Consider the following 26436-nt stretch of genomic DNA (forward strand, 5'->3'; position numbering starts at 1 on the left):
TCAGCCGGCACCGCGGGCGGGTGGCGTCAGGCTGGCGTCGGGTTACTGGAACGGCAGGTAGCGGAAGGAGAAATACACCATGTTCTCGTCGGTCCGCGGCGCGCCGCCGACACCGTAGAACGCTGTCTTGCGCGTGTAGGACCACTGGGTGCCGACCTGCATGGTGCCGTAGTCGCCCTTCAGGAAGCGCCACCAGCCGCCCAGGGTGCCTTGCACGACGCCCGAGGTGTTGGCCGTGCAGGGCGACGCCAGCGTGGTTGCGATCGGCTCCTCGATGTTGCAGCCGGCGTTGCTGTAGAGCGCGCTGCCGTAGCCGTAGCCCTTGCCCCCCGCGGTGAAAGCCTCGCGGTGGGTGATCTGCTCGGTGCCGACATAGGCATACAGGTCGAGCGCCTTGACCGGATGACCGACCAGGCCAACCATCGCGATGACTTCCGGCAGCGGCAGCGGATCGCCGTTGCGCGAGAAGGTCGAGTCTGGCAGCTGCACCGAGCCGTAGCGGCCGATGCCGTCGCCGACCAGCACGTTGCCCTGCAGGTCGAGCTTGCCCTTCACCAGCGGCAGGATGGCGCCGGCGCCGGCGCCCCCCGCGGGGACCGTGCGGTTCTTGCCGCTGCCGACGAGGCTGGTGCGATCGTGCAGGAAGCGCGCAAGACCGAAGACTTCGTAATGGCCCCAGCCCGGATCGGCGGTGCCCTTCAGGATCACGTCCGGGGCGATGTCGTCGGAGTAGCTGGTATCCGGGTTCAGCGTGCCGCTGCCGGTGTTGGTGGCGTCGACCGTGCCGGTCAGCACGCCGTTGCCGTTGCCGCCGGTGTAGTAGCTGGCCTGCGGGCTCTCGAACGAGAGGCCGAGATCGAAGCGGTCGTGGTCGAAACCCTTCACGAAGCGGATCTGCGTGTTGCGGGTCCAGACGAAGCCCGGGACGTACTGCGCGTCGATGGTGAGCGGAACGTTTTCCTGGCGCGGCGTGATGCCGGTCTTGAACATCGTCGCCAACGACCAGGATTGGCCACCGAGGACATAGAAGTCCCAGTCCTTGCGGGCGTAGGTGGCATACAGCTCGCGCTCGCGGAGCACGTAGCTGTTGCTCTCGGTCGAGTTCGAGCCGGAACCCGATCCGAGGAAGTCCGCCGCATAGAAGGCGCTGAGCGTGGTCACGCTGTCCGGATTACCCTCGGCAAGCAGCGAGATCCGGCTCTGGCGCGCAGACTCGCGGAATTCCGGAGTGTGGTAGTTCGGGCTGTTGGCGTACGGAATGCTGTTGTTGAAGTTGCTTCCGACGTCGAGCGTCTCGTTGCGGGTCCGGGTGATCGCCTCCGCCGCGATGAAGCCGCCCAGCGTCACGCGGATGCCGCCGAGGGCGAACTGGCCCTGCTTCAGCTTCGGACCGGGATACAGCACAGGGGTCGGCACGCCGTCGACATAGACGTACGGGCCGTACTTCGGGATCGAGCCGCTGCCGGCGATGTTGACGCTGTAGCCCGGCGGCGCCGACAACGATCCGGGCGCCATCGGCTGGCCGAACGAATTGGTGCGTCGGTCGGACAGAGACATCGCTTGCCGGTTCGCGGCTGCGGCCTCCGCGCGGGCGGCGCGCACGTCGGCGTCGCGCTGCGTCAGGCTGTGCTTCATGCGGCCAAGCTCGCCCTGCAGCTGGCGGATCTGCTTCTCGATCGAACTGATCTGCGAGCCGGTGTCGTCCGCACGTGCCGGCACGGCCCCGGACATCGCCGCCCCTGTCAGAGCGGTCGCAGCCAACAGGCCTGCCTTCGGGAAGCGTCTTCTATTCATGATGCAATTCCGTGCCCGGCAAGGACCCCCCCCCACCGTTCGGCGGCCTCTCAATAATGTTTTACGTCTCGAACGTATCGCGATGATTTGTTTGCATCTGGATGACCGTTTTATGACAGCAGCCGACGCCATTGCGACCGGAACGGCTCACGCCCGCGGCAGCCAGACGCTGAACAGGCTGCCCTTGCCCTGGCTGCTTTCGATCTGCAGCCGTCCCGAGTGGCGTCCGACGATGTGCTTGACGATGGCCAGGCCGAGCCCGCTGCCGACCCGGCCGGCCTGCCCTTCCTCCACCCTGTAGAAGCGCTCGGTGAGCCTGGGGAGGTGATGCGCGGCGATGCCGGGTCCGTCGTCGCGCACCGCCAGCACCACCCCGGCGGCGGCCGGCCAGACGCCGCCCTGCACCGGACTGGCGGACAGGGTGATACGTCGCGTGGCATACTTGAGGGCATTGTCGAGCAGGTTCTGCAGCACCTGGGCGACCTGATCAGCGTCGCCTCGCACCGAGGGCAGGCCGGACGCAAGATCGATCTTCAGCTCGATGTTGCGGCTCTGCAACAGCGGTTCCAGGCCGTCGGCGACGTTGGCGATCACCGGCGCCAGATCGACGCGGCCACGGGGACGGTCGTGCTCCATCAGCTGGATGCGCGACAGGCTCATCAGGTTGTCGATCAGCCGGCGCATGCGCGCGGCCTGCGTCTGCATGATGGCAAGGAAACGTCGCTGCGCCTGCACGTCGTCTGCGGCCGGGCCGAGCAGCGTGTCGATGAAGCCGATCAGGCTCGCCAGCGGCGTGCGCAGCTCGTGGCTGGCATTCGCCACGAAGTCGGCGCGCATCCGCTCCACCGCCTCCTGCTGGGTCTGGTCGGACAGCGCCAGCACCAGCAACCCGGGATCGATGTGCGGGAGGGCGCGGATCGAGACCTGCAACGCACGCGCCACCGGGACATCCAGCTTCACGGTGGCGCTGACGATGTCTCCGCCATCGACGCGCAGCAGCGTGTCGTCGAGCGCCGGGTGGCGCAGCAGCGACGACACCACGTCGCCATACGAATCCCGCACCGCCAGGTTGGCGTGGATCAGCGCGCCCTGGCGGTCGATCAGCAGCAGCGGACAAGGCAGCAGTTCGACCAGGTCGGAAAGCCACGCGAGCGGCTGCTGGTCCGGGCCGGGCTCCTGCGGCAGGTCGCCGCCATCGAGCCCCGGGTTGAGCAGCCGCGCCTTGAGCGGCCTGACGCAATACCCGGCGAGGAAGGCGGCGGCCACGACGAGACCGATGCTGACGAGCGACAGGTCGGACACCACGACCTGCCGGGGATCAGGTCTGTTCGACGTCCAGCGCGTAGCCCGCCGAACGCACCGTGCGTACCGGATCCGCCTCGCCGGGCGCATTCAATGCCTTGCGCAGGCGACGGATATGCACGTCGACGGTGCGCGCCTCGACATGGATGTCGGCGCCCCAGACCGCATCGAGCAGGTCCTCGCGCGAGAACACCCGGCGGGGGTGGCGCAGCAGGAATTCCAGCAGGCGATACTCGGTCGGCCCGAGATGCACCGGCCGCCCGTTGCGCTGCACCCGGTGCTCGCCGGGATCCATGACGATGTCGTGGAACTGCATGGTGCGGCCGGCCGGCTGCGGCTGCGCGCGACGCAGCAGAGCCCGCATGCGCGCGGTGAGCGCCTCCATGGAGAACGGCTTGGTGATGTAGTCGTCGGCGCCGGTGTTCAGGCCGCGGATCGAGTCCTGCTCCTCCATGCGCGCGGTCAGCATGATCACCGGCAGGTCGCGTGTCTGCGGCCGGCGGCGGATCTGCCGGCAGACCTCGAGGCCGGACAGGCTCGGCAGCATCCAGTCGAGCAGCACGATGTCGGGTGCGAACTCCACGACGCGCAGCAGCGCCTCCTGGCCATCGCCGGCCTCGTCGACGACATAGCCGAGCTTCTCGAGGTTGTAGCGCAGCATCACTGCCAGCGCCGGATCGTCCTCGACCATCAGCACGCGCGGCTTGTGCTGGTCTTCACGCGAAGTTGGCACGTCGCTCCTGTACAGGCTTTCGGTTGCGGACTGCATCATCTGCTCCCCAGTTCTGGGCCGGCGGGGCCTTGATCGCTCACGCCTCGGGCCGGGTCGCGGTCGCGGTCATCCTGAGCGCCTTCCTCCGGATCGTCGGGATCGAGATGGAAGCCACGCTCCGACCCCTGGCCACCGCGCGGCCGGGCGGCTGGCAGCAGCTCGCCGGTCACCGAATAGTGCACCTGCTCGGCGATGTTAGTGCAGTGGTCGCCAATGCGCTCGAGGTTCTTGGCGATGAACAGCAGGTGGGTGCAGGAGCTGATGTTGCGCGGATCCTCCATCATGTAGGTGATGAGTTCGCGGAACATCGAGTTGTAGAGTTCGTCGACGGCCTTGTCCGAGTTCCAGACCTCGATCGCCTTGGCCTCGTCGTTCTGGCTCAGCGCGTCGATGGCGAGGCGCAGGCTTTCCTGCACCAGCCGGCCCATGTTGCGCAGCGCGCCCAGCGAGAGCCCGGCATCGCCCGAGCCGATGCGCAGCGACCGCTTGGCGATGTTGGCGGCGTAATCCCCGATCCGCTCCAGGTCGCTGGTGACCTTGAGCGCCGAGACGATCTCGCGCAGGTCCTGCGCCATCGGCGCACGCAGCGCCAGCATGCGGATCGCGCGGCCCTCGACGTCGCGCTCCACCGCGTCGACCTCGGGATCCTGCTCCATCGCCTGCTGCGCCGCCTCGCTGTCCCGGTTGAGCACCGCGGCCAGTGCATTCGCGGTCTGGCTTTCCACCATGCCGCCCATGCGCGCCATCATCGCACGCAGCTGGTTGAGTTCCTGCTCGTAGCTGCGGACGATGCGACGCGGGTCGTTGCTGCTCATGCCAAGAACTTCCTGTTAGCCGAAGCGACCGGTGATGTAGTCCTGCGTGCGTTTCTCGCGTGGCGCGGTGAAAAGGCGGTCGGCCGGCGCCACCTCGACCAGTTCACCCATGTAGAAGAACGCCACCTGGTCGGCACAACGCGCCGCCTGCTGAAGGTTGTGCGTGACGATGGCGATGGTGAACTCCACCTTCAGCTCGTCAAGCAGTTCCTCGATGCGCGCGGTGCTGATCGGGTCCAGCGCCGAGGTCGGCTCGTCGAGCAGGATCACCTCGGGACGGGTCGCGATGGTTCGGGCGATGCACAGGCGCTGCTGCTGGCCGCCGGACAACGCCGCCGCCGGCGCGCGCAGCCGGTCCTTGACCTCGGCCCACAATGCCACCCGGCGCAGCGCATCCTCGATGCGCGCCTCCATGGCGGCACGATCCAGGCTCTCGTGCAGGCGCACCCCGAACGCCACGTTGTCGAAGATCGACATCGGGAACGGCGTCGGCTTCTGGAACACCATGCCGACGCGCGAGCGCAGCGCATTGGTGTCGGTGCCCGGTGCGATGATGTTCTGGCCGTCGAGCAGCACCTCGCCGGTGGCGCGCTGCCCGGGATAGAGGTCGTACATGCGGTTCATCACGCGCAGCAGCGTCGACTTGCCGCAGCCGGACGGCCCGATCAGCCCGGTGACGCGCTGCTCCGGGAAGTCGATCGAGATGTTCTTCAGCGCGTGGTTGGCACCGTAGTAGAAGTCGAGCCCGCGCAGGCTGAGCATCGCACGCCCGGGGGCAAGCGCCTGCGGCGCGCCGCGTGTCTGGGCGAACGAGACGCCCTGCTGCGGGCGAGCGGCGGCGTTCTGCCCGATCTGGTCATTCATGGCTGATCGCTCATGTGCTGTCCCGTCCGCCAAGCCCGAGGCGTGCGATGATGTTGATGATCAGGACACCGGCCGTGATCAGCAGCGCCGCCGTCCAGGCGAGTTGCACCCAATCGTCGTAGGCCGAGCCGGCATACTGGTAGATCGTTACCGGCAGGCTGGACATCGGCGCGTTCAGGTTCACCGACCAGGAGAGGTTGCCGAGCGAGGTGAACAGCAGCGGCGCGGTCTCGCCGGACACCCGGGCGACGGCGAGCAGGATGCCGGTGGCGATGCCCTTCCGGGCAGCGCGCACGCAGATCAGCATGACCACCTTCCATCGCGGCGCGCCGAGCGCCGCCGCCGCCTCGCGCATCGAGGTCGGCACCAGTCGCAGCATGTCCTCGGTGGTTCGTACCACGATCGGGATCACCAGGATGGCGAGCGACATCGCGCCGGCGAACCCGGAGAAGTGCCCGACCGGGCCAACCAGGATCAGGTAGACGAACAGGCCGACCAGGATCGAGGGCGCCGACAGCAGCATGTCGGAGACGAAGCGCACCACGTCGGCGACCCATGAGCCGGTGCCGAATTCGGCGAGGAACACGCCGGCCAGCAGGCCGACGGGGGCACCCACGAGCACGGCCAGCACGGTCTGGATGATGGAACCGACGATCGGGTTGAGCAGGCCGCCGCCGGAGCCGGGCGGCGACGTCATCCGGGTGAAGGTCGAGAGATGCAGGCCACCGAGGCCGCGCGACACCAGGGTGACCAGGATCGAAACCAGGGCCGCCAGCAAGATGGCGGTCGCCACCGCGCACAGCACTGTGGCGGCGAGGTTGGCGAAGCGGCGGCGTCGCGCGCGCCCGGCCTCCGGCGCGACATGCCTGGAAGCCGCGCCGAGCCGGGTTGTGGTCGCCGACATCGCTCAGTTCCCCCGCTGGCGCAGCAGCAGCCGCGAGCAGGCAAGTGTGATGAACGAGATCACCATCAGGATCAGTCCCAGCGCCAGCAGCGCGGACAGCTTCAGGCTACCGGCGGGGCTTTCCGGAAACTCGAGCGCGATCAGCGACGCGATGGTGTTGCCGGGCGCGAACAGGCTGGCGCCGATGCGGTTGGAGTTGCCGATCACGAAGGTGATCGCCATCGTTTCGCCGAGCGCACGTCCGAGCCCGAGCATGATGCCGCCGCTGACGGCGACGCGCGACCATGGCATGACCACCTTGCGCATCACCTCCCAGCGGGTCGAGCCGAGCCCGTAGGCGCTCTCCTTCAGAACCGCCGGCATCGAGTTGAAGACGTCGCGCATCACGGCGGCGATGAACGGCGTGATCATCACCGCCAGGATAAGGCCGCCGGTCAGCAGGCCGGTGCCGAAGGGTGCGCCGGAGAACAGCCGGCCGATGATCGGGGCATGGCCGATGGTGTCGATCAGCGCCGGCTGCACGTCCTGCGCCATCACCGGCACGATCACGAAGAAACCCCACATGCCGAAGATGATCGAGGGCACCGCGGCGAGCAGTTCGACGGCGGTGCCGACCGGCTGCGACAGCCAGCCGGGCGCCATCTCGGTCAGGAAGAACGCCACCCCGAAGGCGAGAGGCACCGCCACCAGCAGGCCGATGAACGAGGTCACCAGGGTGCCGAACACCGGGGCGGCGGCGCCGTAGTGATCGACCACCGGGTTCCAGACGGCGTGCGTCAGGAAGCCGACACCGAACACCTGCAGCGCGTGGCTGCCGCCGACCAGCATCACCAGGATGATGCCGACGATCAGCAGCAGCACGACGATGCCCGCGGCCCACGCGATCCCGGCGAACAGCTGGTCGCCGAGCTTGCCGCCAAGGCCGGTATCGACCTTGCGGGTGCCGGCCCGGCCGCCCGCTGGCGTCGCATCCACCGGTGGCGAGTTACCGGCCAGCGGCGGGCGCTCCCGGCACCTGGCTCCAGGCTCGCCGGACGTTCGCCTGCACCGAAGCCGGCAGGGTCACGTATTGCAGGCTGGTGGCGGTCGGACCGCCATGGGTGAAGGCCCAGTCGAAGAACTTGATCACCGCCCCGCTGCGGGTGGTGTCCTTGGGGTCGGTCGGCAGCAGCACGAAGGTCGCCGACACGATCGGCCAGGCGCCTTCGCCCGGGGTATTCAGCATGTCGACTGCGAAGTTCTTGGCCGAACCCCAGTCGGCGGCGGCGGCGGCCTTGCTGAAGCTGTCCAGGTTCGGCGCGACGTAGGCACCGGCGGCGTCCTTCAGCTCGACCGTGGTCAGGTGGTTCTTGTCGGCGAAGGCATATTCGACGTAGCCGAGTCCGCCCCGGGTATTGCGGACCACGGCGGCGACCCCGTCATTGCCGCGCGCGCCGGCGCCGGACGGCCAGGAGATCGAGCTCGCCGCGCCGACATTCGACTTCCAGTTGGCGCTCGCCTTGGACAGGTAGGAGGTGAACACGAACGTCGTGCCCGAGCCGTCGGCGCGATGCACCGGCGCCACCGCGATGTCGGGCAGCGCCACGCCCGGGTTCAGGGCGGCGATCTGGCGGTCGTTCCAGGTGGTGATGTCGCCGTTGAACAGGCCGGCCAGCACCTCGCCGGTCAGGTGCAGCTGGTTCGGCGCGATGCCGGGCAGGTTGACGATCGGCACCACGCCGCCGATCACGGTCGGGAACTGCAGCAGTTTGTTCGAGGCGAGCTTGGCCGCCGCCACCGGGGCGTCGGACGCGCCGAAATCGACGGTGCGTGCCATCACCTGGTTCTGGCCGGCGCCGGAGCCCAGCGCCTGGTAGTTCAGCGAGATGCCCAGGGTGTCGCGCGCGGCGGCGCTCCAGGCGCCGTAGATCGGAGCCGCGAAGGTCGAGCCGGCGCCGGTGATATCGACCGCCTGTGCCGCGCCGGACGCGAGGGGCAGCAAACCGAGGCCAGCCGACAGGGCAAACAGGGCAGCGCGCATACGAGGACCTTTCGTTGTCGCGGCGGCTTTACAAAACGGCGGTGGCGCGCGTGTTTCAATTCGATGACGGTTTGATGACACCCGACACCGGACGCAACGTTTTCTGGACGGAAGGTGGAGGCGGTCCCGGGTCGGCCCCCTTCGGATCGGGCCGGGCCGGGCCGGGAGGCTGGGCGACCAGCTCGATGCGCCGGTTGAGCGCCTGTCCGGCGGTATCGTCGTCCGCTGTCAGGGGCGCCGCGGGCCCCACCCCCATCGCGGTCACCTGGCCGGCCGGGATGCGCCAGTTGGCCACCAGGACCTGCATGACGCGGTTTGCCCGCGCGTCGGACAGCCGCATGGCGTCCGCCACGGTCTGCCTGTCGTCGCCGGTATGGCCCACGACCATCAGCCGCATGTCCGGGTTGGCCTGCAACAGTGCCGCGGCCGGCGCCAGCACCGGACGCCAGCCGGACGCCAGAACGGCAGTGTCTGCCATGAAGCGCAGGCCATAGAGGGCGATGTGCCCCTGTGTGCGCAGGGCGGCTGCGATCAGCGGCGCGGTCGCCGCCGGCTGCCGGATCGGCGTCGGCTCGCGCACCGTCTCGATGAAGATGCCGGGCTCGCGGCCAACATGGCGGGCGATCGCCAGCGCCAGCGTCACCCGCGCACCGGGGCGGTCGGCGGACGCAAGCACGTAGCGGATGTCGTCGCCGACGGGATGCAGGAAATCGATGATCAGGCCACCCGCCTCTCCGGCATGCGCCTCCACCATCGGCTGGGTCAGCAGTTCGCCGAACCCGAAGCCGCCGCAGCCGCCAGTTGGGCCGGCACCGGAGCAGCTATAGGACGTGGTGAAGCCGGCGCCCTGGAGGGCATCGTGGAAGAACCGCATCACCTCCATCGTGGAAACCATGCGCGGCACCACATAGGCGTGGCGCGACACCTCGCCATCGATCGTGCGTACCCCGGCGAAGCCGAAGTCGCGGAACGGGCCGGTCGGCAGCGTGGCCTGCTCGTCGTCCAGCCGGTCCGACGCGATCAGCCGGGCGCCGTCGTATCGTGGCAGGTAGCGGCTGTCGGTGGTCCCCGGGGCGTCGGCGGCGGGGATCCCGGGGCCGGGCTGGGATGCACGGGCGGCCGTTGAGGACGCCAGCGACAGCGCGACCAGGCTTAGTCGGATGACTTGGAGCACTGGGAAAATCCGGCCTGTGGCTGCCGACGCTACAGCATCGGCAGCCAGGGCGGGGCTGCTAAGTTCAGTAGCGGTAGAGTTCGTGCTTGAACGGACCCGCGGCGGCGACGTCGATATAGGCGGCCTGCTTGTCGGTCAGCACGGTCAGCTCGGCGCCGACCTTGGCGAGATGCAGCGCCGCGACCTTCTCGTCGAGATGCTTGGGCAGGGTGTAGACCTTGCGCTCATACTTGCCCTCGGGGGCGGTCCACAGCTCGATCTGCGCCAGCGTCTGGTTGGTGAACGACGCCGACATCACGAAGGACGGGTGCCCGGTGGCGTTGCCGAGGTTCACCAGCCGGCCTTCCGACAGCACGATCAGGCGCTTGCCGTCGGGGAACTCGACCTCGTCGACCTGCGGCTTGACGTTGTCCCACTTGTTGTTGCGCAGCGCGTCGATCTGGATCTCGCTGTCGAAGTGGCCGATGTTGCAGACGATGGCGCGGTGCTTCATCTCGCGCATGTGCTCGATGCGGATGACGTCGACGTTGCCGGTGGCGGTGACGAAGATGTCGCCACGCGGGGCGGCGGTCTCCATCGTCACCACCTCGTAGCCCTCCATCGCCGCCTGCAGCGCGCAGATCGGATCGACCTCGGTCACCAGCACGCGGCAGCCGGCGTTCTTGAGCGACGCCGCCGAGCCCTTGCCGACATCGCCGTAGCCCGCGACGACCGCGACCTTTCCGGCCATCATCACGTCGGTGCCGCGACGGATCGCGTCCACCAGGCTCTCGCGGCAACCGTACAGGTTGTCGAACTTCGACTTCGTCACGCTGTCGTTGACGTTGATCGCCGGCACCGCCAGCGTGCCCTTCTTGGCCATCTCCCACAGCCGGTGCACGCCGGTGGTGGTCTCCTCGGAGATGCCCTTCACGTCCTTCAGCAGCTCGGGGTACTTGTCGTGCATCAGCACGGTCAGGTCGCCGCCGTCATCGAGGATCATGTTCGGGGTCCAGCCGTCCGGCCCGCGCACGGTCTGCTCGATGCACCACCAGAACTCGTCCTCGGTGAGGCCCTTCCAGGCGAACACCGGGATGTTGGCCGCCGCGATGGCGGCCGCGGCCTGGTCCTGGGTCGAGAAGATGTTGCACGACGACCAGCGCACCGTGGCGCCCAAGGCCATCAGCGTCTCGATCAGCACCGCGGTCTGGATCGTCATGTGCAGGCAGCCGGCAATGCGGGCGCCCTTGAGTGGCTTGCTGGTGCCGAACTCGTCGCGAAGCGCCATCAGGCCGGGCATCTCGCCTTCGGCGATGGAGATCTCCTTGCGGCCCCATTCGGCCAGGGAGAGGTCCTTCACCTTGTAGTCGGCCGAGGTGGCGGCGCTGTTGATGGCGTTCATGGGGTTCCTGTGTTCGTCGCTCGATTTCGCTCCCGCCTATACAGTCTGCGGGCGTCGGATGGAACCGCGAGCTCTCAGCCGGCCTCCGAGGCGGTCAGCGCCAGCACGGCGAAGCTCGCCAGCCAGTGCTCGCCCATGTAGTCGCCCGCGACATGCGGCAGGCTGGCGTCGAGATGCGCCTGGGCGGCGTCGAGCATCGCCGTGCGCCGTGGATCGGCCTCGGCGAGGGAGCCGGCGAGCCGGCGCAGGCACCAGGCTCGGCTGAGATTGAGGCCGTCGAGATGGGCGATCTTGCCGTCGCTGCGGTCGGTCACCGTCGCCGGCTGGAACAGCGTGGCGGGCTGGCGGTGGGCGAGGTCAGGCAGGAAGGCGTCGAACCACGGCGCGAACCGGTCCCGCGGCAGCAGCCGGCGCATGCACTCCGCCTCGACGAGCGACGGCGACAGGAAGTCGTCGCCGCCCGGCTCCCAGGCCTGGATGGCGCGGTCGTTGCCGTACCAGCGCCCGGCGGCGTCCAGGAGCAGCGGACGAAGCTGATCATGGCCGGATGCGAGGGCAAGCGCGAAGGCGGTGTTGTTATGGGTGCCGGTGCGGATCGGATAGGTCGCCTTCGGCAGGAAGGCCTGGAACCGCGCGACGATGATGGCCTCGAGGGGTGCCAGCGCCGCTTGCCAGCGCTCGCATCCGGGATGACGCAGCTCGGTCGCCAGTTGCAGCAGCCACGCCCAGCCATAGGGGCGCTCGAACGAGCCGGTCCCGGGCCGTTCGAAATAGGTGCACTCGCCGGCGATATTGGCCCCGGTCAGCTGGGTGTCGAGCAGCGTGCGGATCTGCGTGGCCGGCGCGATGTCCGGATGGCGCCGCAGCAGATGGGCCAGCATCCAGTAGGAGTGGACGCAGGAATGCCAGTCGAGACTGCCATAGAACACCGGATGCAGCGCGCGCGGCGTGAGCGCGTCCTCGGGACCGTGCAGCAGGTGCGCGAGGTGGTTCGGATATTCCCGGGTGACGTGCCCGAGCGCCAGCGTTGCCAGCCGGGTCGCGATCTCCGCATCGAGCCTCATGACGTCCCTCCGCTGACCAGCCTGCCATCGACCCAGACGGCGACGATGTTGGCACGGGTCGCGCCGAACAACGCCTGCAGCCGGTCATCGTCGCTCTCGCCGTTCTTGAGCCTGATGTTCGATCCGGGGGCATCAGCGTCCAGCAGCACCGCATCGAAGCGGTAGCCGGGCAGGAAGCGCCCGACCGGCAGCCCGACTGCTGCACCGCCACCCGCCGTCGCCAGCCAGAACGCCTCGCGGAAGCCGAACCGGACGTCTTCGCCCGCGCCGCGTGCCGACGCGCCGCGATCGGGATCGACGCCCGAGGCCAGCATGCGCGCCGACAGCACCGCCTGGCGTGCATTGTCCAGCACCGAGGGGCTGTAGCCGCCGGCGAGGTCGGTGCCGAGACCGACCGGCACGCCGCTTCTCAGCGCCTTGTGCAGCGGAAAGACGGCCCCCGCGAAGAAGACGTTCGAGATCGGGCAATGCGCGATCGCGGCGCCGCTTCCTGCGATCAGCGCCATGTCGTCGTCGTCGATGAAGTTGCCGTGCGCGAGGATTGCGTGCCGGCGCAGCAACCCGAAGCCGTCCAGGCTGGCGGTATCGGAGCGGCCGGTGCGCGCTGCGACGTATGCATGTTCCCAGTCGCTCTCCGAGCAATGCGTCTGCACCAGGCAGCCGGTCTCCCCGGCCAGGCGGCCGAGTCCGTGCAGCAGCGCGTCGGTGCAGGCCGGGATGAAGCGCGGGGTGATGATCGGGCGGACCAGGGCCGCCGCGTTGCCGGGCAGGTTGCGCACGGCGCCGATGAAGCGTCGGGTCGCCGCGATGGCCTCTCCGGCATCCTCGTTGCGGTAGAAGTCCGGGCATTGCCCGCGATCGTCCATCGCCACCAGGCCCACGAAGGCGCGCTGTCCGAGGTCCAGGCAGATGCGCGCCAGCTCCAGCGTCGCCGCCTCGTGAATGGTGGCGAAGTAGGCGGCGGTGGTGGTGCCGTTCGCGAGCAGGCAACGGACGAGGTCGTCATAGACGGCGCGGGCGAAGCCGGTATTCGCATAGTGGCTCTCGAGCGGGAAGGTGTGTTCGTGCAGCCAGCGCTCGAGCGGCAGGTCGAGCGCTCGTCCCGCCTGCGGCCATTGCGGCGCATGCACGTGCAGGTCGGCGAACCCCGGGACCAGGGTCTGCGACGGGGTCAGGGTGAGCAACCTGTTGGTGCGCCCGACGGCTTCCAGCGCGGCGGCGTGCCCCGCACCGCCGGCCGGATGCAAGGCTCCGATTGCCCCGTCCGCCGACACCTCCAGCACCGCATCCGCGTGGCGCTCCAGGCCGCCGAGGCATGGCGTGTGCATCACGGCGCCCCTGATGGTGAGGGTGACGCTCTCGACCGGCAACGGAGGGCTCCTGCTTGATGACGAGCGCCATGGCAGACCGGGATGCGCCACCCGGCCTCGTCCAGACCGTCATCCTCGGAGTGCAGCATGCGCTGGCGATGGATGTCTACGTGGTGCCGTTCCTGGTCGGCACGCTGCTCGGCCTGCCGGCAGCCGACACCGCATCGCTGATCGGCGCGACCTTCCTGGCCGCCGGCCTCGCCACCCTGGTGCAGTCGCAGCTGTGCCTGCGCATGCCGGTGGTGCAGGGACCGTCCTACGTGCCGATCGGCGCGGTGGTCGCCATCGCTCACGATGCAGCCGGTGGCGGGATCGCGGCTCTCGGCGGGGTGTTCGGCGCGCTGATCCCCGGAGCGGTGCTGATGGTCCTGCTCGCCTGGCCGCTGCGGCTGTTCCACCGGATCGTGGCGCGGCTGGTGCCGCCGCTGGCCGGTGGCGCGATCATCGTGGTGGTCGGCATCACCCTGATGCCGGTCGCGCTGCAGGCCGACGTGCTGGGCGGTGACCGGGCGGCGCTTGGCGGGAACATCCTGCTGGCGCTGGCGTCGGGTGCGTTCGCGGTCGGTGCCGGGCTGGGCGGGATCGCGCTCGGGGCGCGCGGACGCTGGCTGCGGGCCGGCTCGGTGCTGCTGGCGCTGGCCGGCGGCAGCGTGGTTGCAGCCTTTGCCGGACGCTTCGACGGCAGCGCCATCGCATCCGCGCCGTGGCTGCAGCGCCCGCTGCTCGCAGGTATCGACGTGAAGCTGCGTCTGTCACCGGATGCCATCCTGACCATGCTCGCGGTCTATGCGGTGGTGCTCGCCGAGACCACCGGCACCTGGCTCGCGGTTGGCGCCGTGACCGGCGAGACGTTGCGCCCCGGGCAGTACGATCGCGGCGCCGCCGGCGAGGGTCTCGGCTGCCTGGTGTCGGCGCTGCTGTGCAGCCTGCCGGTGACCGGCTACGCGTCCAACGCGGGCATCGTGGCGCTGACCGGGATTGCCGACCGGCGCGTGTTCGCCGCTGCCGGCGTCGCGCTGTTCTGCTTCAGGCTGTGCGGCAAGCTGGCCGCCGTCATCGCGGCAGTACCCGCGCCGGTGATCGGCGGCGTGTTCGGCGTGCTGTGCGTGGTGATCGTCATGAACGGGATCCGCATTCTTGCGGCGTTGCGCCTGGACGAGCGCGACATGATGGTGGCCGGCCTGCCGATCCTGCTCGGCCTCGGCACGGCGCTGCTGCCGCCGGAGTTCCTGGCTGGATTGCCTCGGCTGGCGCGCTGCCTGCTGGGGTCGGCCACCGCAGTGGGGGCGGCATCGGCGATCGTATTGAACCTGCTGCTGCCGGGCCGCCGCGGCTGAAGAACATTCTGATCCATGCCGTGGCGGACGATGTGGTTTGGATCCTCCGCATGCTGAACAGTTGGCAGCAGTGACCAGGAGATCGTTTGAAATGGCGCTTCAGGCGCGCCGCTTGGTCGCCTTGCCCGACGCCGGTGACGCCTTCGGCTTCGCTTTCGACTTCGCAGCCGTGGACTTCACCTTGCTCGCGGCCCCCGTCGTCTTTGCCGAACTCTCGCCCAGGCTCTGCCGCAGCGCCGCCATCAGGTCGACGACGTTGCCGCGCTCCTCCTCTTCCGGCTCGGGTTCCGGCGCAACGCCCTTCAGCTTCGCCTCGATCACCGCGCGCAGCCGGCTCTCGTAGCGGTCCTCCATGTCGGAGGGTTCGAAGCGCGTGGTCTGGCGATCGATCAACTGGCTGGCGAGGCCGACCATCTCCTTGTCCGCAACCGTCTTCGGCAGGTCGGCGAACAGATCCTCCGGATCGGCGATCTCGCGCATGTCGTGCAGCGTGTGCAGCACCAGTCCATTCTGCATCGGCATGATCGCCACCGCACGCTCGCGCCGCGCGATCACGACGCGCGAAAGCGCCACCCGTCCGGTGCGGCCGATCGCCTCGCGCAGCACGACATAGACGTCATCCTGGCGGTCGCGCGCATTGCCGTCCGGCACGACGTAGTAGCTGGCATCATAATAGATCGGGTCGATGCTGTCTCCTTCGACGAACTTCTCGATCTTCAGAACCCCGGAGCTCTCGATCTTGGCGCTTTCGAAATCCTCGTCGTCCAGCACGACATAGCGATCCTTCTCGAACTCGTAGCCGCGCTTGAGATCGCGGCGCGACAGTTCCTTGTCGGTCTCGGCGTCGAGCGTGACAGTACGCACGCGGTTGTTGGTCTCCGGATTGATGAAGTGGAAATGCAGCGTCTCGCTCGGCTGGCGGACGCTGTAGAGCGCCACCGGGCAGGAAACCAGCGCGAGGCGCAGCAGTCCGCGCCAGATCGGACGTTCAGCCATCGCAGGTCTCCTTATTTCTTCGTGGGTTTCAGTTCACGCCGGTCGCGGTCGAAATCGAGCCATGGGTCCGCCTTGCGCAGGCGCGCCGGAACCGTGCGTATGCTGAACGCCTTGATGTCGAGCTTCGGCGTGACCTCCCGCCACGACAGCGGGGTCGCCACAGGGGCGCCGGGCCGCGCACGCGGCGAGTAGGAAGCGACCGCCGTCGAGCCGAGCCCGTTGCGCAGCCAGTCGATCAGGATGCGCCCGGTGCGGCGGGTCTTGCGGGTGCTCGACACGAACAGCTCCGGCGCATCCCGCTCCATGCTCTCCGCAAAGCTTCTGCACCAGGCGCGCACCGCGTCCCAGTCCATCTGGGTCGTGATTGGCGCCACCACATGCAGCCCCTTGCCACCGCTGGTGCGCGGATAGCATTCGAGGCCCGCCACCTTGAGCCGGCGCCGTACCTCGAGCGCCGCTTCCACGGAGCGCTCGAATGGCAGATCCTCGGCTGGGTCGAGGTCGAACACCAGCCGGTCGGCATGCGCCGGATCGGAGCCGGGACTGCCCCAGCCATGCAGCTCGATCGCGCCGATCTGCGTCGCCGCCACCAGCCCGGCCATGTCGGACAGCGCAAGAAAGGGCGCCCCGTCTTCGGAGCCTTCGCGCAATGCGTCCGGCATGCCGCGGGTCTTGTGCTTCTGGAAGAAATGCTCGCCCTCGATCCCGTCCGGGCAGCGCACCAGGGCCAGCGGCCGGTCGGCGATCTCCGGCAGTGCCCGCTCGGCGACCGCCTGCCAGTAGGCGGCGAGATCCGCCTTGCTCACGCCGGGATCGCTGCCCTGGTTCGGCCAGAGCAGGCGGTCCGGATGGGTGAGACGCTGCCCCGCCACCTCGCGCACGTCGCGGCTGCCGGGCTTCGTCGCGGTGACGATGCGGCTCGCCGGAGGCTTCCCAGGAACCAATTTAGCGGCCACTTCGGCGACCACTTCCTGGGCCGGCTTGTCCTCGCGCAGTCCGAGGAAGCTCGCATGGCGGAACATGCCGTCATCGGTGACGCCGGCAAAACGCAACTCCGCTACCAGCACCGGCCTCAGCCAGCGCGCATCGCGCGGCGCCGCCTCGCGGTTCTGCAGATCCTTCGGCGCCGACTTCGACACCAAAGGCCGCAGCTTTTCGTCCAGCATGCGCAGGGTCGCCGCAGAGAAGCCGGTGCCGACGCCGCCGGCGAAGCGCAGCCTGCCGTCCGGATCGTGCCGCGCCAGCAGCAGCGAGCCGAGATGCGCCCGGCTGCCCTTCGGCGGCGTCGAGCCCACGATCACCGCCTCCTCGCGATTCTCGCACTTGAGCTTCAGCCAGTCGCGCGAGCGGCCGGCCTGGTACGGCGAGTCGAGACGTTTGCAGACGATGCCCTCCAGTCCGACCTTGCAGGCCTCGGTCCGCACCTGCGCGGCATCGGACGCCAGGTGCTCGCTGAGCCGGATCATGCCCTCCTGCTGCGATCCCAGCAGCTCGTCCAGCGCCTGCTTGCGATCGCGCAAAGGCAGCCCGCGGAGATCGCGTCCGTCCCGGTGCAGCAGGTCGAAGGCGTAGTAGACCAGCTTGCCGGTGCGCCCGTTCGACAGCGCGTCCTGCAGCGCCCCGAACGACGTACGCCCGTCACGATCGAGCGCCACCAGTTCGCCGTCGAGCAGCAGGCGGGCTGCCGGCAGCGCCGCCACCGCCTTTGCCAGCGCCGGTATGCGATCAGTCCAGTCCAGCCCGTTGCGGGTGAACAGCCGCACCGCGTCGCCATCGTGGCGGCACAGCATGCGATAGCCGTCGAACTTGATCTCGCTGACCCAGCCCTCGCCGGAGGGAGCCTCGGTGACCAGGGTGGCGAGCTGCGGCGCCTGCGTCTCCGGCAGCGGATCGCCGCCCGACCGCCTGGCGGCCTTCCCGGCCTTCGCCCTCGCGGGCTTGGCGTCCGGTGATGGCCTGGCCTTGCTCTGCCCACGCGGAACCCGGCTCTCCAACGCGGCGGCATCGGCGCCTGGCTCCACCGCGTCGTCCTTCTCCTTGATCAGCAGCCAGCTCTCGGCCTTCTCCGGCACCCCGGTCCTCGACAGCCGCGGCTTGAGGCGCACCAGCACGAAACCACCATGCAGCCGGCTGCCGTCGAGCACGAACTTCAGCTCGCCTTTCTGCAGGGCGGCCGCCGGGTCGTCGGCGAGCGGCCGCCAGTGCCCGTGGTCCCACAGCTCGACGGTGCCGGCGCCATAGTTGCCTTCCGGGATGGTGCCCTCGAAGCTGGCGTATTCGACCGGATGGTCCTCGACGTGCATTGCCAGCCGCTTGTCCTTCGGGTCCTGCGACGGCCCCTTCGGCACCGCCCAGCTCCACAGCACGCCGTCATGCTCGAGCCGGAAGTCCCAGTGCAGCCGGCTGGCGTCGTGCTTCTGCACCACGAAGATCGGATCCGTCCCCGACGTCCCGGAGGCCCCGCCACGCGGCTCCGGCGTCCGCGAGAAATCGCGCTTGTCGTCGTACGACTGTGGCGCCTTGGCGCCGGATGATGCGGGGGATCGAGCCATAACGGCATGGCAACGTCCTCCACACTGGCCGGTTGCCGCCGCTTCGTCTAACCCTGCAGCCAGATCTTGCCGCGATGCGCGAGAAGAGGAGCCGCCCATTGGACAACCATCCAGACGCCAGCGCGACGCCCAGCCCCGTCTCGGGTACCGGGCCTGCTCCGGCGGACCCTTCGGCTGCCGCGATCCAGTCGGTGCCGAATGCCTACGTGGTGGGCGCCACGGCCCAGATCTCCGAGCGCGGCCAGCACACGCTGAAGCACGGCGACCTGTTCGGCGTGTTCGACCATAGCGGCAACATCCTGTTCGGCCCCGGCATCGCGGATGGTCTCTACTATCTCGACACCCGCCACCTCTCGGCGCTGTCGCTCAGCCTGTGCGGCGCGCGGCCGATCCTGCTGTCGTCGACGCTGCGCGAGAACAACGCGACCCTGTCCTGCGACCTGACCAATCCGGAACTGCAGCTTGCACCCAGGGCGGGATGCACCGAGTGCGAGACGCTGTCGCACGACCTCATCCACGTGCGCCGCACCCGGTTCCTGTGGAACCGCGCCTGCCACGAGCGGCTGCTGCTGCGCAATTTCGATGTCGAGACGCGCGACGCCAACATCGAGATCGAATTCTTCGCTGACTTCGCCGACCTGTTCGAGGCCCGCGGCACGCCGCGGGCAAAGCACGGCACGCTGTCGCCGGCCCGCGTCGACGAGGACAGCGTGCTGCTGTGCTACACCGGCCTGGACGACCGGGTCCGGCGCACCCGCCTGCGCTTCGAGCCGCGTCCGGACCGGCTGACCGCGACCAGCGCGCGCTTCGACCTGTCGCTCAAGCCCGGCGAGCGCAGGCTGGTGCATGTGGTGATCGAGTGCGACCCCGATCTCGACGAAGCCCGCGACCCGGCGGTACCGCACTCCGTCCACGCCGCACGTCCGGCCGAGCAGTTCCTGTTCTCCATGGTCGAGGCGCGCCGGGCGCTGCGCATCTCCTCGGCGCGCGCCGCCGCCATCGCCACCTCGAACGAGATCTTCAACGAAGCGATCCGGCGCTGCATCTCCGACATCTACATGCTGGTGACCGACAAGCCGACCGGCCCGTATCCCTATGCCGGGGTGCCCTGGTACAGCACCGCGTTCGGACGCGACGCGTTGATCACCGCGATGCAGATGCTCTGGCTCGATCCGGCGATTGCCAGCGGGGTGCTGGCGTTCCTTGCCGAGAACCAGGCGAAGGTGGTCGACCACGTGGCCGACGCCGAGCCCGGCAAGATCCTGCACGAGACCAGGCGCGGCGAGATGGCGGAACTCGGCGAGGTGCCGTTCCGCCACTACTACGGCAGCGTCGATTCCACCCCGCTGTTCGTCATGCTGGCAGGTCAATATCTCGAACGGACCGGTGACGTCGCCACCATCGCCGTGCTGTGGCCGAACATCGAGCGGGCGATCGACTGGATCGACCAGTACGGCGACCGGGACGGCGACGGCTTCGTCGAATATGGCCGGCGCAACGAGAACGGCCTCGCCAACCAGGGCTGGAAGGACAGCTTCGACTCCGTCTTCCACGCCGACGGCACGCTCGCGGAAGGCCCGATCGCGCTTTGCGAGGTGCAGGCGTATGTCTACGAGGCCAAGCTGAGCGCGGCTGCGATCGGCCGGCGGCTCGGCCACACCGCGCTTGCCCTGCGACTTGAGACCGAGGCCGCCGCCCTGCGGGTGGCCTTCAACGTCAAGTTCTGGCTCGAGGACCTCGGCACCTACGCAATCGCCCTCGACGGCCGCAAGCAGCCCTGCCGGGTGCGCTCCTCGAATGCCGGCCATACGCTGCTCAGCGGCATCGTGCCACCGGAGCGTGCCGCACGGATCGTCTCCGGACTGATGAGCCGGACCTTCTTTTCCGGGTGGGGCATACGCACCATCCCGGTCGGCGAGGCCCGCTTCAACCCGATGGCCTACCACAACGGCTCGGTCTGGCCGCACGACAACGCGCTGATCGCCCTCGGCCTGGCCCGCTACGGCTACAAGGACGAAGCTGCCCGGCTGTTCGGCGCGCTGTTCGACGCGGCGCTGTATGCCGACCTGCGCCGGCTGCCGGAACTGTTCTGCGGCTTCGCCCGCCAGCGCGGCGAGGGTCCGGTCCGCTATCCGGTCGCCTGCTCGCCGCAGGCATGGGCGGCGGCCACCCTGCCCTCGCTGGCACAGGCCTGCCTCGGGCTTCGCTTCGACCCCGCGACGGTGACGGTGCACTTCGACACCCCGCGGCTGCCGCCCTTCCTGGACCAGCTCACCCTCTACAACCTGTCGGTTGGCGGCGGCCGGGTCAGCGTCCACGTCTCCCGCCTCGGCGGCGAGGTGGCGATCAACGTCCTGGAGCGCGAGGGCGCGATCAAGGTGCAAATCACAAGCTGAGCATCGCGGCGAGGGGCTGCATCCGTGCGATCACGTTTCCGTCATCATTATGCATTCGGAGGCGGAACAATATAGCTTGCCGCTTTAAGGCTCGAGAGCGAGGCGATCCGAGTGCGAGGAGATCCGGACGTTCTGGCGTCCAGCGAGCCTGGCGCCCCGGACGAGCGACCAGCCGATGCCGTGGCAGATCAGGCGGGGCGCGATCGCGTCGGTCGTGACATGAGCGCCGGCTCGCTGCCGCAGGTGCAGCACATGCTCGAGGTTGCGCTCGATGCGACCGGGGTGGGCCGTTTCTGGTGGGATCCGGAGACGGAGGCCATGACCTGCGACGAGCGTCTCACCGGCTTGCTCGGCTACCACGTGGCCTCGCCGCTGCCCGACTGGCGCACGCTGCTGCACTCCGACGATCTTACGTCGCTCGAAGACGCGATCCAGGAGCTTGTTGCAGGCCGACTGGCGCATCACGAGGCGGAGCTGCGCCTGCGGCACTGCGAAGGGCACTGGGTCTGGCTGCTGCTGCACGCCAGCCCGATGCCCCCGGAGCAGGGCCGCGCGCACCGCCGGGTCTTCGCCGTGCTGACCGACCTGACGCGGCGCAAGCGGGCCGAGGTCGCCCTGGCGGAAGCCCGGGATCTGCTCGACGGCGTGCTGGACGGGGCGCAGCTGGCCTCCTGGCGGCAGGACTGCCGGACCGGAAGGATCACGCGCAATCCGCGCTGGAGCAGACTGTTCGGCTACGCGCCCGGCGAGGTCGACGAGACCGGGGCGGGTTGGCTGTCGCTGATCCATCCGAATGACCGCGCCGCCACCGAGCAGGCAATGCAGGACAGCCAGCTCGGCCGATGCGCGAACTATCGCAGCGAGTATCGCATCCGCTGCGCCGACGGCGCCTATCGCTGGGTGCGGGATTGGGGTCGCGTCATCCTGCGCAGCGCCGACGGCGAGCCGCTGGTGATGTCCGGCACGCTGATGGACATCGATGCCGACCGGCGCGCCAAGGAAGAACTCGAAGCCGGGCGAACGGCGCTGGCCCAGAGCGAGGCCCGCGCGCGATACGCTGCCTTGCATGACAGCCTCACCGGGCTCGGCAATCGCGCCGGGTTCAATGCCGCGCTGCAGGACTGGATCGCCCGCCTCGGCCCCAGCGGCTCGATCGGCGTGCTGTATCTCGACCTCGACGACTTCAAGCTGGTGAATGACGGCTACGGCCACCGGGCCGGTGACCATGTCCTGGTCGAGGTGGCGCGCCGGCTGCGCGCGACCTGTCCGCCCGCCAGCCTGATGGCGCGCATCGGTGGCGACGAGTTCGCCGTGCTGGTGCCGGACATGCGCCTCGACGGCCTGCGCTTGCAGGCGCAGGCGCTGGTCAACAGCATATCGGGAACGCTCAGCCTGCCGTCCGGGTGGGTGCGCCTTGCTGTCTCCATCGGTGCCACGCTGCTGTCCGGCCCGTCGGACGGCGCCACCTCGCCGCCATTGGAGGCGCCGGTGGACACCGCGCTCTACGAAGCCGACCTCGCCCTCTACCACGCCAAGAAGAACGGCCGCGGCCGGTTCTGCGTCTACCGCCCCGCCATGGGCGAGGAGTTGCGGCGGCGCCGCGCGCTGGAATTCGATCTGCGCAGCGCGCTGCCGGCCGGCGGGCTCGAGCTTGCCTACCAGCCACAGCGCAGCGGCAGCGGCCGGCTGATCGGCGTCGAGGCCCTGGCACGCTGGACCCACCCGACCTACGGTGTGGTCGGCCCGGACCAGTTCATCCCGATCGCCGAACAAGGCGGCCTGATCGAGGACCTCGGCCTCTGGGCGATCCGCCGTGCCATACGCGACACCATCCTGCTCGATGGGCTCCGCGTCGCGGTCAACGTTTCGCCGCTGCAACTGCGCGCACCCGGCTTCGTCGAGGCGGTGCGCGGGATCCTGGCCGACACCGGATTTGCCGCCGACCGTCTTGAAATGGAGATCACCGAGAGCGTCCTGATGACGCGCGACACCCAGACCAAGGCCAACCTGCTCGGGTTGCGGCACCAGGGCATCTCGCTGGCGCTGGATGATTTCGGCAACGGCTATTCCAGCCTGAGCTACATCGCCGACACGCCAATCAGCCGCATCAAGATCGATCGCTCCTTCACCACGCAGCTCGGGAGCAAGGCGGCGATCCCGGCGATCATGCGCGCCTTCCGCGATCTTGGCGCCGGGCTCGGCATCGCGGTGATGGCGGAGGGGATCGAGACCGAGACTCAGCAGCGCAAGCTGGAAGCCCTCGGCATCAATGAATTCCAGGGCTGGCTGCATGGCCGCCCGATGCCGGTGGACCAGCTTTCAGCACTGGTCGCAGCCGACACCCGGCGGCGCGCGCTGCAGGTGATCAGCTGCTGACGCCTGCCGCGATCCGGCGTTCGGTGTGCCCTCGCGGTCACAGGCAAACACCATTCTCCGACCTGCCCGGACATGACGAGCAGCCCAAATCAAGAAGGCGGAATCCCGCCTGTCCAGACTGCGACAAAAGAAATCGATTGTTGATAATTTGATCCGCCTGCAGACAGTATCAGCAGTCGAACAGATTTAAGACCGGTCACTGAATACAGACATCGAGCAGGCTGTCGACCCAGCTACTTGGATCAAGCAAACGTCAATTGGCCTGAACCTCGGCTGCTGCGACTATGACTCTGCTGCTGAGACTACAGGTAGAGCCATGACTGCGAAGCCCGTTATCCTGCTCGTAGAAGATGACGAGTTGATCCGCATGCTGGTGGCCGAGATCCTGCGCGAGAACGAGTTCGACGTTCTCGAGGCGGCGGATGGCAACGCGGCGATGATCTCGGTCCAGGGCCGGCCGGAGATCGGATGCGTCTTCACCGATGTCAGGATGCCAGGGGAACCCGACGGCTTCACGCTGGCGAAATATATCCGGCGCATCCGGCCGGATTGTCCGATCGTCGTGACGTCCGGTCATGCACGGCCCAGGGCCGAGGACCTCGACGAGGGCACCTGTTTCGTCAGCAAGCCGTATAGCAGCGTGCAATTGCTGACACTGCTGAACAGCGTGATGACTCCCGCGCACCTGGACAACCGGGCCGCGGCGATCGCGCGTGCCTGATCCACGAGACCGAGGCTCTGTTCTTAACTAATCTTCTTCGTGTGGTATCCGAGCGAGCTCTGCTATCCCGCTGACGGAGTAGGCGACGAACTCCTCCTCGCCGATCCGCAGCCGTACTTGCCGCCTTGCATGCCCGGACACGTATCGGCTCAACACCGCAGCCGTGGTCGCTCCGAACACCATCTCGGAACGCGCGTCCAGCTGTTCGACGAAGAACAGGCCGACCTGCCGCTCATCGCCGGTGCGTCGTCCGCGCGATATGCGCAGCCCCTGCGCCTCGAGCTCCTGCACGACCCGGCCGACTTCCGCCTGGAAAACATGGCTGTGGCGCTCCTCGTCCTCGGCGGGCTCGAGGACCAGCTGGTAACTACAGCTCATGACTTGGACGACCCGTTTGCGGCTTGGCGATGAACCTAGCGGCCGCCCCTACCCTTTGCCAGATAATTTCGCGTTCTTGCTGACAGGATAACGGCAAAGCCGGTCTGTCCTCACAGGCTCACCCCGCCGCCCACCCTTTTCCGGGTGCTTTGCATTCGGCCGCGTCGCCTGTCACTCTCACGGCAAAGGCGTCAGCATAAAAGTCGCCGGGGGAGAGACTTCATGATGGACCCGTCCGCGGTCGCGGCGCTGCGACGCGATCCCGACTTCATCGCCCTGGCGCGGGCCCGATCCAGGATCGGCTGGACGCTGGCCGGCCTGATGGTCGTGCTGTATTTCGGCTTCGTATTCCTGGTCGCCCTGGCGCCCGCGGTGCTGGCGACCCCGGTCTGGGGGGTGATCACCCTCGGCTTCCCGCTCGGCCTGCTGGTCATAGTCGCAGCGGTGGCGCTCACCGCGATCTACGTGTCCGTCGCCAATGCCCGCTTCGACCGCATGCAGCGCGACATCGTGAAGCGCTGCGCTCCGGGCGCAGGTGTCGCGCCGCCCGATCTTTCGCCTGCCCCCGGGCTCGCGCCCTACGGGGAGCGCCTGGCATGACGAGCGCGGTCGCAGCGCCGCACCTGGCGGTAGCGCAGGGCGCCAACTGGACGGCGATCGTGCTGTTCGGCGGCTTTGTCCTGCTAACCCTGGCGATCACCGCCTGGGCCTCAAGGCGCACCCGGTCGGCCAGCGATTTCTACGCGGCCGGCGGCGGCATCAGTGGCGCGCAGAATGGCGTCGCCATCGCCGGCGACTTCATGTCGGCGGCCTCCTTCCTCGGCATCTCGGCGCTGGTCTATGCCAACGGCTTCGACGGGCTGCTTTATTCGATCGGCTTCCTGGTCGGCTGGCCGATCATCATGTTCCTGATCGCCGAGCGGCTACGCAATCTCGGCCGCTACACCCTGTCCGACGTCGTTTCGTACAGGCTCGCCGAAACTCCGGTCCGCTGCCTGACGTCGATCAGTTCGCTGGTGGTGATCGCTTTCTACCTGATCGCGCAGATGGTTGGCGCAGGCCAGCTCATCCAGCTGCTGTTCGGCCTGCCGTACGCCTATGCCGAGATCATCGTCGGCGTGCTGATGATCCTCTACGTCACGCTGGGTGGCATGCTCGCCACCACCTGGGTGCAGATCATCAAGGCGCTGCTGCTGCTGGGCGGCGCCACCCTGATGGCGTTCCTGGTGCTGAACCGGTTCGGCTTCAGCCTGCCGGCCCTGTTCGCGCGCGCGGTTTCGGTGCATCCGAAGCACCTCGGCATCCTGCGCCCGGGCGCGCTCGCCAAGGATCCGATCTCGGCGATCTCGCTCGGTGTGGCCTTGATGTTCGGCACCGGCGGCCTGCCGCATATCCTGATGCGGTTCTTCACCGTGCGCGATGCGCGCGAGGCCCGCAAGTCGGTGCTGTGGGCGACCGGCCTGATCGGATATTTCTATGTGCTGACCTTCATCATCGGCTTCGGCGCCATCGTGCTGGTCTCGACCGACCCCGCGTACGTGACGCCGGCGCACCTGCTGCGCGGCGGCAACAACATGGCCGCGGTGTTCCTCGCCCAGGCGGTCGGCGGCGACTGGCTGCTCGGCTTCATCTCCGCGGTCGCGTTCGCCACCATCCTCGCCGTGGTGTCCGGCCTCACCCTGGCCGGCGCCGCCGCGGTCAGCCACGACCTCTATGCGCGGGTGCTCGCGCGCGGCCGCAGCAACGAGGCCGGCGAGTTGCGGGTGTCGCGCTACGCAACCGTCGCACTCGGCATCGTCGCCATCCTGCTCGGCATCCTGTTCGAGAAACAGAACGTCGCCTACATGGTCGGCCTCGCCTTCGCGGTGGCGGCAAGTGCGAATTTCCCGCTGGTGCTGCTCTCGATGTACTGGCGCGGACTGACCACGCGCGGCGCCCTGCTCGGCGGCTGGGCCGGGCTGGTCACCGCGGTGGTGCTCACCGTGCTCAGCCCCGGCATCTGGGTGAAGGTGCTGGGGCACCCGCACGCGATCTTCCCCTACGACAGCCCGGCCTTGTTCTCGATGCCGCTCGCCTTCCTGTGCTGCTGGCTCGGCTCGCGGCTCGGCAGCGCACGCGATACCAACGAGGCGGCGGCATTCGACGAGCAGTATGTGCGCAGCCAGACCGGCATCGGTGCCGCCGGGGCCGAGGCGCACTGACACGTCACCCGCGCGCCCA

The 26436-nt window shown here is 68.6% G+C and carries 20 protein-coding genes and 1 pseudogene; 6 read left to right on the forward strand and 15 right to left on the reverse strand.

Annotation, left to right across the window (positions count from 1 at the left end):
• Positions 1-42: 42 nt before the first annotated feature.
• From FE263_RS13475 to FE263_RS13530, 12 genes and pseudogenes are all read right to left on the reverse strand, one after another.
• Positions 43-1794 carry a hypothetical protein gene (locus FE263_RS13475; protein ID WP_138326534.1) on the reverse strand — a complete coding sequence of 584 codons (1752 nt, stop codon included), beginning with the start codon at positions 1792-1794 and terminating at the stop codon, positions 43-45.
• Positions 1795-1941: 147 nt separating this feature from the next.
• Positions 1942-3096, reverse strand: a complete 1155-nt coding sequence (locus tag FE263_RS13480) for a sensor histidine kinase (RefSeq protein ID WP_171034101.1) — start codon at positions 3094-3096, stop codon at positions 1942-1944.
• A 16-nt stretch (positions 3097-3112) separates the two neighbouring features.
• A complete protein-coding gene (gene phoB / locus FE263_RS13485; protein ID WP_240759597.1) occupies positions 3113-3787 on the reverse strand; it encodes a phosphate regulon transcriptional regulator PhoB in 675 nt (224 codons plus the stop codon).
• A gap of 200 nt (positions 3788-3987) precedes the next feature.
• Positions 3988-4683: pseudogene (gene phoU / locus FE263_RS13490) on the reverse strand (phosphate signaling complex protein PhoU); the annotation flags it as partial.
• Positions 4684-4698: 15 nt separating this feature from the next.
• Entirely contained in the window at positions 4699-5445 is a 747-nt protein-coding gene (pstB, locus tag FE263_RS13495) for a phosphate ABC transporter ATP-binding protein PstB (protein ID WP_138326673.1), read from the reverse strand.
• 112 nt (positions 5446-5557) lie between these two features.
• Positions 5558-6451: a phosphate ABC transporter permease PstA gene (gene pstA / locus FE263_RS13500; protein WP_138326538.1), complete on the reverse strand. Its 894-nt coding sequence runs from the start codon at positions 6449-6451 to the stop codon at positions 5558-5560.
• A 3-nt stretch (positions 6452-6454) separates the two neighbouring features.
• Entirely contained in the window at positions 6455-7426 is a 972-nt protein-coding gene (gene pstC / locus FE263_RS13505) for a phosphate ABC transporter permease subunit PstC (RefSeq protein WP_138326539.1), read from the reverse strand.
• 10 nt (positions 7427-7436) lie between these two features.
• Positions 7437-8471 (reverse strand): phosphate ABC transporter substrate-binding protein PstS, encoded by a 1035-nt coding sequence (pstS, locus tag FE263_RS13510; protein WP_138326540.1) that lies wholly within the window; start codon positions 8469-8471, stop codon positions 7437-7439.
• A gap of 55 nt (positions 8472-8526) precedes the next feature.
• Entirely contained in the window at positions 8527-9645 is a 1119-nt protein-coding gene (locus tag FE263_RS13515) for an OmpA family protein (RefSeq protein WP_138326541.1), read from the reverse strand.
• A 64-nt stretch (positions 9646-9709) separates the two neighbouring features.
• Positions 9710-11026 (reverse strand): adenosylhomocysteinase, encoded by a 1317-nt coding sequence (ahcY, locus tag FE263_RS13520; RefSeq protein WP_138326542.1) that lies wholly within the window; start codon positions 11024-11026, stop codon positions 9710-9712.
• A gap of 74 nt (positions 11027-11100) precedes the next feature.
• On the reverse strand, positions 11101-12090 hold the full coding sequence (locus FE263_RS13525; protein WP_138326543.1) for a DUF2891 domain-containing protein: 990 nt from the start codon (positions 12088-12090) through the stop codon (positions 11101-11103).
• Positions 12087-13460, reverse strand: a complete 1374-nt coding sequence (locus FE263_RS13530) for an amidohydrolase family protein (RefSeq protein ID WP_240759542.1) — start codon at positions 13458-13460, stop codon at positions 12087-12089. Before FE263_RS13530 ends, FE263_RS13525 begins: the two co-directional genes overlap by 4 nt.
• 29 nt (positions 13461-13489) lie before the next feature.
• Here FE263_RS13530 and FE263_RS13535 point away from each other — a divergent pair, with 29 nt between their 5' ends.
• Positions 13490-14797, forward strand: coding sequence for a uracil-xanthine permease family protein (locus FE263_RS13535; RefSeq protein WP_171034102.1), 1308 nt, complete (start codon positions 13490-13492; stop codon positions 14795-14797).
• A 99-nt stretch (positions 14798-14896) separates the two neighbouring features.
• Here the strand turns inward: FE263_RS13535 and ku are convergent, their stop codons facing one another.
• Both ku and ligD read right to left on the reverse strand, forming a co-directional pair.
• Positions 14897-15793, reverse strand: a complete 897-nt coding sequence (gene ku, locus FE263_RS13540; protein WP_138326545.1) for a non-homologous end joining protein Ku — start codon at positions 15791-15793, stop codon at positions 14897-14899.
• A gap of 11 nt (positions 15794-15804) precedes the next feature.
• Positions 15805-18345, reverse strand: a complete 2541-nt coding sequence (gene ligD, locus FE263_RS13545) for a DNA ligase D (protein WP_171034103.1) — start codon at positions 18343-18345, stop codon at positions 15805-15807.
• Between the two features lie 98 nt (positions 18346-18443).
• On the opposite strand from ligD, the gene FE263_RS13550 reads away from it, so the two are divergent.
• The 3 genes from FE263_RS13550 (at position 18444) to FE263_RS13560 (ending at position 23838) form a co-directional block, all read left to right on the forward strand.
• Positions 18444-20741 (forward strand): amylo-alpha-1,6-glucosidase, encoded by a 2298-nt coding sequence (locus FE263_RS13550; RefSeq protein ID WP_240759545.1) that lies wholly within the window; start codon positions 18444-18446, stop codon positions 20739-20741.
• Between the two features lie 111 nt (positions 20742-20852).
• Positions 20853-23117: a putative bifunctional diguanylate cyclase/phosphodiesterase gene (locus FE263_RS13555; protein ID WP_171034104.1), complete on the forward strand. Its 2265-nt coding sequence runs from the start codon at positions 20853-20855 to the stop codon at positions 23115-23117.
• Between the two features lie 316 nt (positions 23118-23433).
• Positions 23434-23838 (forward strand): response regulator, encoded by a 405-nt coding sequence (locus FE263_RS13560; RefSeq protein ID WP_138326549.1) that lies wholly within the window; start codon positions 23434-23436, stop codon positions 23836-23838.
• A 27-nt stretch (positions 23839-23865) separates the two neighbouring features.
• Here FE263_RS13560 and FE263_RS13565 read toward each other — a convergent pair whose 3' ends face one another.
• Entirely contained in the window at positions 23866-24216 is a 351-nt protein-coding gene (locus tag FE263_RS13565; protein ID WP_138326550.1) for a hypothetical protein, read from the reverse strand.
• Positions 24217-24438: 222 nt separating this feature from the next.
• On the opposite strand from FE263_RS13565, the gene FE263_RS13570 reads away from it, so the two are divergent.
• Both FE263_RS13570 and FE263_RS13575 read left to right on the forward strand, forming a co-directional pair.
• Positions 24439-24816 (forward strand): DUF485 domain-containing protein, encoded by a 378-nt coding sequence (locus FE263_RS13570; RefSeq protein WP_205880377.1) that lies wholly within the window; start codon positions 24439-24441, stop codon positions 24814-24816.
• Positions 24813-26417, forward strand: a complete 1605-nt coding sequence (locus FE263_RS13575; RefSeq protein ID WP_138326551.1) for a cation acetate symporter — start codon at positions 24813-24815, stop codon at positions 26415-26417. Before FE263_RS13570 ends, FE263_RS13575 begins: the two co-directional genes overlap by 4 nt.
• Positions 26418-26436 lie beyond the last annotated feature (19 nt).

This window comes from Lichenicoccus roseus (assembly GCF_005844085.1).
In the GTDB taxonomy this organism is placed as follows: Bacteria; Pseudomonadota; Alphaproteobacteria; order Acetobacterales; family Acetobacteraceae; genus Lichenicoccus; species Lichenicoccus roseus.